The organism is Weizmannia acidilactici (genome assembly GCF_008974185.1).
GTDB classification, from domain to species: domain Bacteria; phylum Bacillota; class Bacilli; order Bacillales; family Bacillaceae_C; genus Weizmannia; species Weizmannia acidilactici.
On the sequence record NZ_BKZP01000005.1, the window covers coordinates 93,151 to 107,622 of the forward strand.

General features: G+C 48.0%; 14 protein-coding genes. 13 read left to right on the forward strand and 1 reads right to left on the reverse strand.

The window, feature by feature from the left end; translation table 11 throughout:
- Positions 1–370 precede the first annotated feature (370 nt).
- The 5 genes from cymR (at position 371) to recD2 (ending at position 6,481) form a co-directional block, all read left to right on the forward strand.
- Positions 371–790 carry a cysteine metabolism transcriptional regulator CymR gene (cymR, locus tag BpJC4_RS03595; protein WP_151679321.1) on the forward strand — a complete coding sequence of 140 codons (420 nt, stop codon included), beginning with the start codon at positions 371–373 and terminating at the stop codon, positions 788–790.
- Positions 791–808: 18 nt separating this feature from the next.
- The gene (locus BpJC4_RS03600) at positions 809–1,954 is read left to right on the forward strand and encodes a cysteine desulfurase family protein (RefSeq protein ID WP_151679322.1); all 1,146 of its coding nucleotides are present in this window, start codon (positions 809–811) and stop codon (positions 1,952–1,954) included.
- A gap of 15 nt (positions 1,955–1,969) precedes the next feature.
- Positions 1,970–3,085, forward strand: a complete 1,116-nt coding sequence (gene mnmA / locus BpJC4_RS03605) for a tRNA 2-thiouridine(34) synthase MnmA (protein ID WP_151679323.1) — start codon at positions 1,970–1,972, stop codon at positions 3,083–3,085.
- Between the two features lie 290 nt (positions 3,086–3,375).
- Positions 3,376–4,044: a tetratricopeptide repeat protein gene (locus BpJC4_RS03610; RefSeq protein WP_151679324.1), complete on the forward strand. Its 669-nt coding sequence runs from the start codon at positions 3,376–3,378 to the stop codon at positions 4,042–4,044.
- A 10-nt stretch (positions 4,045–4,054) separates the two neighbouring features.
- Positions 4,055–6,481 carry an SF1B family DNA helicase RecD2 gene (recD2, locus tag BpJC4_RS03615; RefSeq protein ID WP_151697550.1) on the forward strand — a complete coding sequence of 809 codons (2,427 nt, stop codon included), beginning with the start codon at positions 4,055–4,057 and terminating at the stop codon, positions 6,479–6,481.
- Positions 6,482–6,564: 83 nt separating this feature from the next.
- On the opposite strand, the gene BpJC4_RS03620 is transcribed toward recD2, so the two are convergent.
- The gene (locus BpJC4_RS03620; protein WP_151679326.1) at positions 6,565–7,002 is read right to left on the reverse strand and encodes a YndM family protein; all 438 of its coding nucleotides are present in this window, start codon (positions 7,000–7,002) and stop codon (positions 6,565–6,567) included.
- Between the two features lie 219 nt (positions 7,003–7,221).
- On the opposite strand from BpJC4_RS03620, the gene BpJC4_RS03625 reads away from it, so the two are divergent.
- The 8 genes from BpJC4_RS03625 to mltG all read left to right on the forward strand — a co-directional run bounded on the left by BpJC4_RS03625 (position 7,222) and on the right by mltG (position 14,421).
- The gene (locus BpJC4_RS03625) at positions 7,222–7,407 is read left to right on the forward strand and encodes a YrzR-like zinc ribbon domain (protein WP_151679327.1); all 186 of its coding nucleotides are present in this window, start codon (positions 7,222–7,224) and stop codon (positions 7,405–7,407) included.
- A gap of 29 nt (positions 7,408–7,436) precedes the next feature.
- A complete protein-coding gene (locus tag BpJC4_RS03630) occupies positions 7,437–7,559 on the forward strand; it encodes a DUF3918 family protein (RefSeq protein WP_172967433.1) in 123 nt (40 codons plus the stop codon).
- A 98-nt stretch (positions 7,560–7,657) separates the two neighbouring features.
- On the forward strand, positions 7,658–8,749 hold the full coding sequence (locus BpJC4_RS03635; RefSeq protein WP_151679329.1) for an AI-2E family transporter: 1,092 nt from the start codon (positions 7,658–7,660) through the stop codon (positions 8,747–8,749).
- Positions 8,750–9,070: 321 nt separating this feature from the next.
- Positions 9,071–11,716, forward strand: coding sequence for an alanine--tRNA ligase (gene alaS / locus BpJC4_RS03640; protein ID WP_151697544.1), 2,646 nt, complete (start codon positions 9,071–9,073; stop codon positions 11,714–11,716).
- Positions 11,717–11,867: 151 nt separating this feature from the next.
- Positions 11,868–12,140 carry an IreB family regulatory phosphoprotein gene (locus tag BpJC4_RS03645; RefSeq protein ID WP_151679331.1) on the forward strand — a complete coding sequence of 91 codons (273 nt, stop codon included), beginning with the start codon at positions 11,868–11,870 and terminating at the stop codon, positions 12,138–12,140.
- Positions 12,137–12,562, forward strand: coding sequence for a Holliday junction resolvase RuvX (gene ruvX, locus BpJC4_RS03650; protein WP_151679332.1), 426 nt, complete (start codon positions 12,137–12,139; stop codon positions 12,560–12,562). Before BpJC4_RS03645 ends, ruvX begins: the two co-directional genes overlap by 4 nt.
- Positions 12,563–12,566: 4 nt before the next feature.
- The gene (locus BpJC4_RS03655; RefSeq protein ID WP_151679333.1) at positions 12,567–12,875 is read left to right on the forward strand and encodes a DUF1292 domain-containing protein; all 309 of its coding nucleotides are present in this window, start codon (positions 12,567–12,569) and stop codon (positions 12,873–12,875) included.
- A gap of 445 nt (positions 12,876–13,320) precedes the next feature.
- A complete protein-coding gene (gene mltG, locus BpJC4_RS03660) occupies positions 13,321–14,421 on the forward strand; it encodes an endolytic transglycosylase MltG (RefSeq protein WP_151697545.1) in 1,101 nt (366 codons plus the stop codon).
- Positions 14,422–14,472: the final 51 nt, after the last annotated feature.

Consider the following 14,472-nt stretch of genomic DNA (forward strand, 5'->3'; position numbering starts at 1 on the left):
TTGTTTGGTGAAGCGGGGGTACGGCAGCGTATCAATGTCGGGAAACCGCGGGCAGCCTTATTTCGGGTTTCGCCTGTTTCACATTATCCTGATTACTATGCTATAATATGTTAAGCTGAGAACGAGTGTGTGTGTGAATAAAACGTGAATCGCAAAGGGAATGTTGACAATTATTGGGCAATTTTTATGGTTGCTTGCTCGTTTATTGATCGTATCCGTTTTGGGTGCGGGCGCTTCGTACTGCGCCTCATGACGGACGGTGTGAACATTTCACCCCGCCCAACGCTACGTTGCCGGATTTGCCCTACCGGAGTGCGGTGGCTTATGGGAAATTGGATGAAAAAGTAATAAGCGGAAAGAGGTGTGCATGATGAAAATTTCAACAAAAGGCCGCTACGGGTTAACAATTATGATTGAACTGGCGAAAAGATACGGCGAAGGGCCGACATCTTTAAAATCGATTGCCCATAGCCAGGATTTATCCGAGCATTATTTGGAGCAACTGATTTCGCCACTCCGCAATGCCGGGTTTGTAAAAAGTATCCGCGGCGCTTACGGCGGCTATGTTTTAACGAAAAAACCTTCCCAAATCACAGCCGGCGATGTGATCCGCGTCCTTGAGGGCCCGATCACGCCTGTAGAAGGCATAGAAGATGAAGAACCGGTCAAACGCCAGCTTTGGATCCGGATCCGGGATGCGGTCAAAGACGTCCTGGACAGTACAACGATTGAAGATTTGGCAAAATACCGGGAAGATACCGAACCAGATGCTTACATGTATTATATTTAATTATTTGGGGTGTAAAGAGTGGAAAAAATCTATTTGGACCATGCGGCTACTTCCCCTGTCCATCCGCAGGCTGCGGAAAAAATGATGCAGGTGCTCACCACTTCGTTTGGGAATGCATCAAGCATCCACGCTTTCGGCAGGGAAGCGCGCCGCATATTGGATGAAGCGCGCCAAACGATTGCAGATAGCATCGGCGCGCAATTTAGTGAAATTATTTTTACAAGCGGCGGGACGGAAGCGGACAACTATGCGATTCTCGGCACGGCGGAAGCAGCTGCGGATAAAGGCAGGCATATTATTTCCACAGCAATCGAGCACCATGCAGTTTTGCATACAATGGAATATTTGGAGTCAAAAGGATACGACGTGACATATTTGCAGCCGGATGAAACAGGAAGGATCCGGGCAAAAGACGTGCAAAAAGCGCTCAGGGATGATACAATTCTCGTCAGCGTCATGTATGGAAATAATGAAGTGGGGACGATCCAGCCGATAGCGGAAATCGGCGAAATGTTGAGAAACCACCAGGCTTATTTCCACACCGATGCGGTCCAAGCATACGGGTTGGTAAAATTAGACGTAAATGCCCTGAACGTGGACATGTTGTCGGTCTCGGCGCATAAAATCGGCGGGCCGAAGGGAATCGGATTTTTATATGTGCGGAACGGCACGAAACTGAAAAACCGAAATTTCGGCGGCGAACAGGAACTGAAACGGCGCCCGGGGACGGAAAATATTGCGTCAATTGCCGGATTCGCCGAAGCGGTAAAAATTGTGCAGCGTTCGCTTCCTGAAAAGCAGCAGCAATATAACGCTTTTAAATTTAAATTTATGGAAATTTTACGGCAGGAAAAGGTTGAATTTCTCCTGAATGGCAATGCGGAGGAGGCATTGCCGCACGTGCTCAATCTTAGTTTTCCGAAGACGGATGTTGAGTCGATGCTTGTGAGTCTCGATATGGCGGGGATCGCTGCCTCGAGCGGTTCGGCCTGTACAGCCGGATCGATTGAACCATCGCATGTGCTCGTTGCAATGTTCGGGAAAAATTCGGAACGTCTCCACAATTCGATCCGCTTCAGCTTCGGAATCGCAAACACGATGGAGCTGGTGGAAACGGCCGCCCGCAAAACTGCGGAAATTGTACGTAGGTTCCAGCAAAAATAGAAAAGAGGAGGCATTATGAAAAAAGCACCTAAAGATACAAGGGTTGTTGTCGGCATGTCGGGCGGCGTTGACTCATCCGTTGCCGCTTACCTGCTCAAGCAGCAGGGCTATGATGTGATCGGCATTTTTATGAAAAACTGGGACGATACCGATGAAAACGGCGTCTGCACAGCGACGGAAGACTATAATGATGTCATCCGCGTCTGCAACCAGATCGGCATCCCTTATTATGCAGTGAATTTTGAAAAACAATATTGGGATAAAGTTTTTACGTATTTCCTTGATGAATATAGGGCAGGGCGAACGCCGAACCCGGATGTGATGTGCAATAAAGAAATTAAGTTTAAGGCATTTCTTGAACACGCCCTGAACCTTGGCGCAGATTTTCTGGCGACCGGGCATTACGCACGCGTCGCTTACCGGGACGGCGAATATAAAATGTTGCGCGGCGTGGACGGGAATAAAGACCAGACATACTTCTTGAACCAACTACAGCAGCACCAATTGGAACGTGTCATGTTCCCGATCGGGGACCTTGAAAAGCCGCGCGTACGCGAAATTGCGAAAGAAGCCGGTCTGGCCACGGCAAACAAAAAAGACAGCACCGGCATCTGTTTTATTGGTGAACGCAATTTCAAAGAATTTTTAAGCAACTACCTACCAGCACAAAAAGGCTTGATGAAAACGCTGGGCGGCAAAGTGATGGGCGAGCATGAAGGATTGATGTACTATACGATCGGCCAGCGCCACGGCCTCGGCATCGGCGGGTCCGGAGAGCCTTGGTTTGTTGTCGGCAAAAACCTCAAAGAAAATGTCCTTTACGTGGAACAGGGCTTCCATCATCCTTCCCTTTATTCCGATTATATGATCGGTGTAAATGCCAGCTGGGTGTCGGATACTAAGCTCCCTGCCGAATTCAAGTGCACGGCGAAGTTCCGTTACCGCCAACCGGACCAGAAAGTAACGGTCCAAGTGCTCGGCGGCAATAAAGTCAAGGTCATTTACGACGAACCGGTGCGCGCCGTCACCCCCGGCCAGGCCGTTGTTTTCTACAATGGCGACGAATGCCTTGGAGGTGCCACAATCGACAAAGTTTATAAAAACAAAGAACAGCTGGAATATGTTGGCTGAACACACAATGCACACAGAATTTTTGGATTCTGTGTGCATTGTTTTTTGGGGGAGGAAAATGGTATGGGTACCCGTTTTGAGGAGGGCATAAATGCCAAAGGGATTAAAAAGAAGAGTCTTTTGGTCCGTATGAGATTTGTATAGACCGCTTTAATGCCGCTTACGGGATATGGCCTTTAGATCCTTTTAGCAATATTGAAATCGGTAACCGCTCCATTTCTCATACATACACAGGTTTTTGCTTTTTTATGCTATAATGCAAGTATCATCAAACAGGAGTGTACCCAAATATGGACAAGCATCAACTTGGCATGAAAGCATTGCAGGAAAAGAAACTCGAAGCAGCGCTCAAATGGTTTAATGAAGCAATTGAAGAAAACCCGGATGATCCGCTCGGCTACATCCATTTCGGCGATGTGCTGCTCGCGGCCGGTGAATGGGAAAAAGCGCAAATTTTTTACCATAAAGCACTCGAATTAAAAGAAATGCCAGCACCATTCTACAGCCTCGGCACAATCCATTACCAGCAGGGGCATTACGAAGAGGCAGCCGGATATTTTGAAAAAGCGCTCAGGAACGGCCTACAAGACAAAGATACCCACTTTATGCTCGGCATGTGTTTTATGATGCTGGACAACCCGCGCTTCGCGATACCGTACCTGCAAAGGAGCGTTGAACTGGATGGAGACGACACGGAAGCAAGGTTCCAGTACGCGCTTTCCCTTGTAAAATCCAACCTTGCCGGCGAAGCGCTGGAACAATTCCAAAAGGTTCTCGAGGCAGAGCCTGAGCATACGGATGCTTTATACAATGCCGGTGCCATTTATATGCAATTTTACGGGCAGCTGGATGAAGCGCTCCGCTATTTCCAAAAAGCGGTGGACATTCAACCGGACCATCTGCTGGCCGGTTACGGCATCAAAATGGCGGCCAAATTAAAGGAAATTGGTGCGCAGTAAGGTGGTTGAATTGGAAAAACAGCATGCGATGGATTTATTCCAGGACCAGGAAAAATTTATAAAAGGGAAGCATCTCGTCACCATATTCCACAACGAGCAAAATTTGTATTCGGTCATTCGCGTGCGGATTGAAGAGACAAACGTTGAACTGGAAGAAAAGGAAACGGTGATTACCGGTTATTTTCCGCGCATCCACGAGCAGGAGACATACACGTTCTTCGGAAAAATGCAGGAACACCCGAAATTCGGCCTTCAGTTCCATGCGGACCGCTTCCAAAAAGAAATCCCTAATACAAAGCAGGGCGTTGTCGAGTACCTTTCAAGCGATTTGTTTAATGGTATCGGCAAGAAAACGGCGGAACGGATTGTCGAGGCGCTCGGGGAAAATGCGATCAGCAAAATTCTGGAAGATCCGTCCGTCCTCGATCAAGTTCCAAAACTCGCTGCGGACAAAGCGCAGCTGATCCATGATACATTAGTCGAAAACCAGGGGCTTGAGCGTGTTATGATCGGGCTGGCGCAGTACGGCTTCGGCCCGCAAATCGCGATGCGCATCTATCAGGTTTACCAGGATCAGGCGCTTGAGATCATTGCACAAAATCCGTACCGGCTTGTAGATGATATCGATGGTATCGGGTTCGGGCGCGCCGATGAACTCGGCAGGCAGATTGGTATCAGCGGAACGCATCCGCACCGCATCCAGGCCGGCTGCCGCTATACGCTTGAAATGGAAAGCATGCAAAACGGGCATGTGTACGTCAATAAAGAAGAACTGGCACGGGATGTAAAAGCGCTTTTGGAAGAATATCAAAATGTTGAGATCCCCCTTGACTCCGTTGAGACTGAACTCTTAAAACTCGAGGAGGAAAGCAAGGTCGTCATTGAAGGCGATAAAGTGTACCTTCCGTCGCTTTATTTCTCAGAAAAAGGCATTGCCTCCAATATTGAGCGCATCATGTCACAAACAGAGTACGAAGATCAATTTCCGGAATCCGAATTTCTGCTTGCCCTCGGCGAGCTGGAAGAACGGATCGGCGTCGAATATGCGCCGTCACAAAAAGAAGCGATCCAAAAAGCGCTGATGAGCCCGATGATGATTTTAACCGGCGGGCCGGGCACCGGGAAAACGACGGTCATTAAAGGCATTGTTGAGCTGTACGGGGAACTCCACGGTATTTCGCTCGACCCGAAAACGTACAAAAAAGACGAGGTTTTCCCGATTTTGCTCGCGGCACCGACGGGAAGGGCCGCCAAAAGGATGTCGGAGTCGACCGGGCTGCCAGCAATGACGATCCACCGTTTGCTCGGCATGACCGGCCAGGAGGATATGGATGATCGGGAAGAACGGCAAGTGGAAGGGAAACTCTTGATCATCGATGAAATGTCGATGGTTGATACATGGCTTGCGAACCAGCTGTTAAAAGCGCTGCCTGACCAGATCCAGGTGATTATGGTTGGGGATGAAGACCAGCTCCCGTCTGTCGGGCCGGGACAGGTGCTGAAAGATCTGTTAATATCGGGCGTCATCCCGACGGTGCGGCTTACGAACATTTACCGGCAAAAAGACGGCTCATCCATTATTGAACTTGCCCACCATGTCAAAAATGGCCGAATGCCGGAGAATGTCATGCAAATGCAGCCGGACCGCTCGTTTATCCGCTGCTCGTCCGGCCAGATTCCGGAAGCGGTTGAAAAAGTGGTGCAAAGCGCGAAACGGAAAGGCTACACGGCGAAAGACATCCAGGTGCTCGCCCCAATGTACAGGGGGCCGGCCGGGATCGACCGTTTGAACGGCCTTTTACAAAATATTTTTAACCCGAATGAAAATGGCGCCCGTAAAGAACTGAAGTATGGCGATGTCGTATACCGGATCGGCGATAAAGTGCTGCAGCTTGTGAACAAGCCTGAGCATCAGGTGTACAACGGCGACATCGGTGAAATTGTTTCAATTTTTACGGCAAAAGAAAATACCGAGAAACAGGACATGGTGATTGTCTCTTTTGATGGCATTGAAGTGACATATACAAGGCCGGATCTCAACCAGATCACGCTTGCCTACTGTTGTTCCATCCATAAATCACAGGGGAGCGAGTTTCCGGTCGTGATTTTGCCGGTTGTGCGCAGTTATTACCGGATGCTGCGCAGAAATCTGCTCTATACCGCGATTACGAGAAGCAAAAAGATTTTGATTTTGCTTGGAGAGGAATCGGCTTTCCGGATGGGCGTGGAAAGGGAGGACGACCAAAAGCGGAAGACAACGCTGTGCGAAAAACTGGGTACAATCAAACAGGCAGTAACAAATCCAGAAGCGGCGGGGGAAATCCTTTACTTAACGGAGGAGAACTGGGGCAAAGTGGACCCGATGATCGGTATGGAAGGCATTACCCCTTACGTGTTGGCTGCTGAAGGCGGGACAGAACCGGAGACAGCTGAATAGAAAAAGTGGCGGGATTATCTGTTCAACGGTTCCCGCTGCTTTTATGTGAACATGTAAAACGGCTTTCATCATCCCTGTTGTTTTTATCTCTTTTTCCGCATTTCCGGGCTGATTTCTTCCGAGCTTTCCATCCCGTACTGGAGATTTGCCGTTCCGCTCCTTCGTGGCGTTCGTTTAACAAGCACATAGTCGGCCAAATATTGGTGGTAAAAATGCTCAAAGACACTGATGACAACAGCGGCAGCGATGGAAACGGCCAGGCCGGGCAGACTGTTATGGGCAAAAAACCGGCTCAGCCCCCAAATGACAGAAAAAGCAAGGCCGAAGTCGCTAAGAAGTGTAAACCATTCATTGGTTTGCGGAAGCAGGCCCAAGTCGGCCAGAAAATAGGAAATCAAACCAAGAATGAGCGCGGTGCACAGTACGCCGGCAAAGGAAATGCTGAATGCAAGGCCGAGCACCAAATATAAAAGGATAAAATGTCCGGCGATTTTAATGGCAAGTGGTTTTGCATTTTTCATGTATTTCACTTCCTGCTTTTGTTTCTTCTATTTTTTGTGCGGCCGGAAAAGATATGCATACTAAAACAGATGGAAATTGTTTTCCCGCATGTTTAAAGGCAGAACAAGCAAACTATAAATGCCGTGACAATCGGCATGTATGTTTTTTGGAAAAAATGGGCATATTGGTAGGCAAAAAGGGCGGATTAAAGCCGCCATGGAAAAAGCGAGGTGCTTACCATGAAATGCCCGAATTGCCAAAGCAAAGACATCGGAAAGATCGGCATCAACCAGTATTATTGCTGGAACTGCTTTATAGAGTTATCGGTTGCGAAAAACATGATTCATACCCATCAGGTGGAAGAAGACGGCACTTTGAGTTCTTTGGACGATTTGTTTGACGATGAAACGCGCAAGCTAAGCTGAACAGAAGGGGTGTGGAAAGATTGAACAGAATGATGATGACTGTACTCGGGTTTGGCGCAGGCATAGCCACCGCTTCGATGGCCAAAAGAGGCATGATGAACGGCAGGCAAATGCGGAAAATAGCAAGAAGGATGCGCAAGGCTTTCCGCTAAAATTTTGGGCCGCCGGCTGATCAACCGGCGGCCTTTTCCTGAAAAAGCGTTCATAAACTTCCCGCTTTCGCAAAAACTAGAAAGAGGGAGGTTTTTTTATGCACCGGATCCGCAGGGAATGGCTTTATAAATTGTTGTGGCTGTTATTGATCTTGATCATTTTGTATGTACTGCTTTTGCTCAAGCCTTTCTGGGCGCCCGTATTGCATGTGGCCGCGACCGTATGCGTGCCGTTATTGATCGGCAGTTTTATCGCCTACATCCTCCATCCGCTCGTCGAATTTCTGCATCAAAACGGGTTGCCAAGAGGGTTGGCGATTTTGATCATTTATCTGCTTTTTTTCGGCGGCATCGCTTACGGCGTCTACAGGGGGCTGCCGCTTGTCATCGCGCAAATGAACGACCTGTCCGAACATATCCCACAGTTTGCCGACCAGTACAGGGACGGGGTCGCTTACTTGCAAACTTCGATGAAACACTGGCCGGACGGGCTCCAGGACCAGATCGACGAACGGATCGAGCGGTTTGAATTATGGCTTACGGAAAACGTCTCCAACGCCATCAATGTGCTGATGAAACTGTTGAATTATGCGATCGCGCTTGCGGTGATCCCTTTTATTTCCTTTTATCTGCTGAAAGATTTTGAACATGTGAAAAAAGCGGCGTTGGCCTTGACGCCGAAAAAATGGCGGCAATCCGCCCTCAGCTTTCTTCGCGATGTCGACCGGTCGATCGGCGGCTATATCCGCGGGCAGCTGCTTGACTGCCTGATCATCGGCTTTCTTTCTTTTGTGGCCTTTGCCATCCTTGGGATTAAGTATCCGATTTTACTCGGCATCATCATCGGAGTTACAAATGTGATTCCGTACTTCGGGCCGATTTTAGGCGCCATCCCCGTTTCAGTGATCGCAGCGACCATTTCACTGAAATATGTGGTCTATGTGCTGGTAATCGTATTTGTCCTTCAATTTATTGAAAGCAATATTTTGTCGCCTTTTATCGTCGGAAAATCGCTGCACCTCCATCCGCTTTTTATCATTATTGCTTTAATCGTCGGCGAAGAAATTGGCGGGATAGCCGGCCTGATCCTTGCGGTGCCGGCGCTTGCGATCATGAAAGTGGCCGTCATCCACGCCCGCAAACATTTGCTTATGGTCGAAAGCGCAAACGAAGTTGACAAATTGGAATGATCTTTTTTATAATGCGGATATAGCTGAATATCGAAAATCGAAGAAAGATCGAGTATGTTATAGTCCATTTTAAACCGCTATTTGCGGCCCAGAGAGGAATTTCCGCGGCTGAAAGAAATTCCAAATGAAGGATAACAGAAGGCTAATCTGGAGTGCAGCCAAACTCTGCCGTTTTGCCCCGTTACCGGCACCCAAAGAGAAAGGCGTTTATTGCCTTTAATCAGGGTGGTACCGCGAGCAAGCCTCTCGTCCCTGTCCGGGATGGGGGCTTTTTTGCGTCCGGGCGGTTTTCGGTTTTCATCATTGTAAGGAGGTTTTTGCATGAAAAAAAGATCAAGTGCTGAAATCCGCAGCATGTTTTTGGAGTTTTTTAAAGGAAAAGGGCATAAAGTGGAACCAAGCGCTTCCCTGATCCCTGTCAATGACCCGTCACTGCTTTGGATCAACAGCGGCGTGGCGACCTTAAAAAAATATTTTGACGGGACGATCATCCCGGAAAATCCACGTATTGTGAACGCGCAAAAAGCAATCCGCACAAACGATATTGAAAATGTCGGGAAAACGGCGCGCCACCATACGTTTTTTGAAATGCTCGGGAATTTTTCGATCGGGGATTATTTCCGAGAAGAAGCCATTACCTGGGCGTGGGAACTTTTAACCTCGGAAAAATGGTTTGGTATGCCGAAAGAAAAGCTGTATGTGACCGTATATCCGGACGACAAGGATTCGTATGACTGCTGGATCAAAGTTGGGGTATCTCCGGACCATATTATTCCGTTGGAAGGAAATTTCTGGGAAATCGGCGAAGGCCCATCCGGACCGGACACGGAAATTTTCTTCGACCGCGGGGAAAAATACGATCCTGAAAACGTAGGCATCAGGTTGCTGCAGGAAGACATAGAGAATGACCGGTATATCGAAATTTGGAATATCGTGCTTTCCCAGTTCAATGCAATTCCTGGGATTCCGCGCAGCGAGTATCCTGAACTGCCGAAGAAAAACATTGATACCGGTATGGGGCTTGAGCGTATGGCTTGCGTGCTTCAGGGTGTCGACACGAACTATGACAGTGACTTGTTTATGCCGATTATCGAAAAAGTCGAAAAAATTTCAGGCAAAAAATACCGGGCCGGCAACAAGCAGGACGATACGGCCTTTAAAGTGATCGCCGACCATATCCGCACGGTTGCGTTTGCGGTTGCGGACGGGGCGCTGCCGTCGAATGAAGGCCGCGGGTATGTGTTGCGAAGGCTTTTGCGCCGGGCGGTCCGTTATGCTATCCAATTGGATATCCACGGGGCATTTATGTACAAGCTTGTGCCGACGGTCGGCCGCATCATGAACTCCTATTATCCGGAAGTCGAGAAAAACGCCGACTTTGTGCAAAAGGTGGTCCGCTCCGAAGAAGAACGCTTCCAGGAAACGCTGAACGAAGGCCTGGCTATTTTAGAAGAACGCCTTGCGGAAGCGAAGAAAAACGGCTTAAAACAACTTCCGGGCGAAGACATTTTCCGCCTGTACGACACATATGGATTCCCGGTTGAGCTGACAGAAGAATATGCGCAGGATCAGGGCCTTGAAGTCGACCATGAAGGTTTTGAAAGAGAAATGGAACGGCAACGCGAACGTGCACGAAATGCCCGCTCACAAGCAGAGTCGATGTCCGTGCAGGGAGGCGTGCTCGGCGATATAAAGGTAGAAAGCGAATTTATCGGTTACGGCCAATTGCAGGGAACGGCGCATGTGGCTGTGCTCCTGAAAGGCGGAGAAATCGTTGAATCTGCACAGGCAGGCGATGAAATCCAGTTTATTTTGGACAAAACGCCGTTTTATGCCGAAAGCGGGGGCCAGATTGCGGATGAAGGAATTTTAACGGCTGAAGACTTGAAAGTCCAAGTTAAAAATGTGCAAAAAGCTCCGAACGGGCAAAATCTGCACCAAGGTGTTGTCATCTCCGGAACGATCACAGCCGGCCAGGAAGTATTTGCGCAAGTAAATGAAGCGGAACGGCGCAATACGGAAAAGAACCATTCCGCAACGCACCTTTTGCACCAGGCATTAAAAGATGTGCTCGGCAAGCATGTCAACCAGGCCGGATCGCTCGTTGAACCGGGGCGCCTGCGTTTTGACTTCTCACATTTCGGCCAGGTGACGGAAGAAGAACTGGAAAAAATCGAAACAATCGTGAATGAAAAAATTTGGGCAAGCCTGCCGGTGACAACTGAATTGAAAAAGCTGGACGAAGCAAAGGCAATGGGCGCAATGGCATTGTTCGGCGAGAAATACGGCGATATTGTCCGCGTTGTTGCGATGGGCGGCTACAGCCTTGAACTTTGCGGCGGCTGCCACGTTTCCAACACAGCCCAAATCGGGTTGTTCAAAATCGTGTCCGAATCCGGGATCGGCGCCGGCACAAGGCGGATTGAAGCGGTCACCGGGAAGGCTGCATACGAGCTGATGCAGGGCCAGATCCATCTTTTAAAAGAAGTAAGCGGTAAATTGAAAGTAAAACCGGCTGAGCTGGGCGGACGCATTGATACGCTCCTGCATGAACTGAAAGAACTGCAGCGTGAAAATGAATCTCTGTCCACAAAACTCGCCAACATTGAAGCGGGTTCGCTGGTGGATCGCGCGAAAGAAGTGGACGGAGTCAAAGTGCTGGCTGCGAAAGTCCAGGCTGGGGATATGAACCAATTGCGGAACATGGCCGATGATTTGAAACAGAAGCTGGGAAGCGGCATTATCGTTCTCGCTGCCGCCCACGAAGGCAAAGTGAATATCATTGCGGGCGTGACAAAAGATCTCGTAGAGAAAGGTTACCATGCCGGGAAACTTGTCAAAGAAATGGCATCGCGTTGCGGCGGGGGCGGCGGCGGCCGTCCGGATATGGCGCAAGCGGGCGGAAAACAGCCGGAAAAAATCGATGCTGCATTACAATTTGTAGACGAATGGGTAAAATCCGTTTGATTCGCGCGAAAAGTAGTGTACAATGGAAAAAAGCCTGTTGTTTACACGAAAAAAGTTTTTGGACGGAAAACGGAAATGCACCTTCGAAACTAGTGTAAACCGCATTTTTTCATGCAAACAAAGCCAAGCTCTATAAGAGAGGTGCTGCTTGATGAGCTCATTCGATAAAACGATGAGATTTAATTTCCCGGAAGAACCGATGGAACATGAGGTAAAGGAAGTTTTGCTGCATGTATACAACGCATTGCAGGAAAAAGGCTACAACCCGATCAACCAGATTGTCGGCTACTTATTGTCAGGCGATCCGGCTTATATCCCGCGCCATCAGGATGCCCGCAATATGATCCGTAAACTGGAGCGGGACGAAATTATTGAGGAATTGGTGAAATCTTATTTGAAACAGCATCGCGGGGGATCGAATTGAAAATCATGGGCCTTGACGTTGGTTCCAAAACTGTCGGTGTGGCGGTCAGCGATGAACTGGGATGGACGGCCCAGGGCATTGAAACGATCACCATTGACGAAGAAAAAGGGAAGTTTGGTTTCGACAGGGTTGCGGAACTGGCCAACATCCACGGCGTTGAAAAAATTGTCGTCGGATTCCCGAAAAATATGAACAATACGATCGGCCCGAGGGCAGAGGCGTCAAAAGCATATGCCGAAGAATTAAAAAAGCGGCTGAACCTGCCTGTTATTTTGTGGGACGAACGTTTAAGCACAATGGCGGCGGAAAGAATATTACTGGAAGCCGATGTCAGTAGAAAGAAAAGGAAAAAAGTAATCGATAAAATGGCAGCAAGCGTAATTCTGCAAGGATTCCTTGACAGCCAAAATATAATGAGGTGACGAAATGGCGCATAACCATGAACATGATCATGAAGGACATCAGCATATTACGGTTGTAGATGATGACGGCAATGAGCAATTGTACGAGGTACTTTTCACATTTGAATCCGAAGAGTTCGGAAAATCTTACGTCCTGTATTATCCAGTCGGGGCGGAAGAAGATGAGGACGAAAGCATCGAGATCCACGCATCTGCTTATGTTGAAAGGGAAGACGGCACGGAAGGCGACCTCCAGCCAATCGAAACCGAAGAAGAATGGGATATGATCGAGGAAATGCTTAATACTTTCCTCGCCGAAGAAGAGGAAGAATAATATTTGGATTGAAAAATGGGGGTGTCCCAAAAGTCGGTAGATTGACCAGGGGGCACCCCCTTTTTTTATGTAAGGTAATGTTATCCCGTTATCCAAGAATGTTGATGATCGAAAAATTCACTCGCTTTCCGCACGCGTCGCGAGCCTCCTCGCTCGTCCCTCAAGCACACTGGGTCTCTTCTTGCTCGCTTTTCCCGCAGGAGTCTCGTGAATTTCGCGATCATCAACGAGTCATATACAGAGAAAATGCAAAAAAACCGCCTTTTCCATTATAATGCACTGTGCATTTTTTGGTTTGTAATGGGTGAACCCGTGCAGTTGGAAACGGCCATTTGAAAAGAAAATGAAATAAAACTTGACGAAAAATGTAGTATAATGGACAAGAAAAAAGTCGAAAATGACTACCTAAACTTCAGATTTTTCTTTATGAGAGGAAGGTTCTGTTTTGGACGGAAACAAAAATCCGTTTCAATGGCTGATCCAAAAGATCAGGCAAAAACCGAAAATATCCATTACAGCAGGTATTGTGCTGATTGCCGTTCTTTTGTTCGGCGGGACGGGCCTTTATTACCAGTCAGCTTTGAAACCGGCAGATCCCCAAAACCATAAAACAAAGCTGGTTACCATCCCGCCGGGCTCTAACGTAAAAGATATCGGGCAAATCTTAAAAAAACACGGCATTATTCAAAACGGCTATGTGTTCGCGATATATGCCAAATCCCATAATCAGTCCGGTTTCAAGGCGGGCACATACAAAATGGCCCCGTCGATGGGGATGGATGAAATTATCCGCAGCCTGCAAAAAGGCGGGATCGCTGCAATCCGGTTTACAGTGCCAGAGGGGGCCAACCTGAACCAGATTGCCGGCATCATCAGCAAACATAGTTCTTTCAGTTCCAAAACCGTTTTACAAAAAGCGGATGACCCGAAATTTATCCAGAGATTGATGAAAAAATATCCGGGTCTTTTGACAAAGGATATTTTAAACAAGCAAATCAAACATCCGCTTGAAGGGTATTTTTTTCCGGCAACCTATTCTTTTTATAATGAAGATGTGACACTTGACGCGGTATTGGAAAGCATGGTGGCGAAAACGAATGAAGTTCTTGCCAAGTACGCGGAACAAACGGCAAAAAAGCATTTAACCCCGCACAGGCTTCTTACCATGGCATCACTCATCGAGGAAGAAGCGACCGAAAAAGCGGACAGGGAGAAAATTTCAAGCGTTTTTTACAACCGATTAAAGAAAAACATGCCGCTTCAGACGGATCCGACTGTGTTGTATGCGCTCAACCGGCATAAAGAAAAAGTTACGTATAAAGATTTGCGGGTAAATTCACCATATAACACTTACAGGCATAAAGGGCTGCCGCCAGGCCCTATTGCAAGCCCCGGGGAACAATCGATTAAAGCTGCGTTGAATCCTGAAAAAACCGATTACCTCTATTTCTTGGCAAATATCAAAACAGGAAAGGTCTATTTTGCAAAAACGCTCAAAGAACATAATGCTTTGAAAGAAAAATATATTGCGAAGGCAAAACCATAAAAGGTTCGCTTTCCCAGGGAAAATATGCTACGATAATAAGCGGAATTTTGC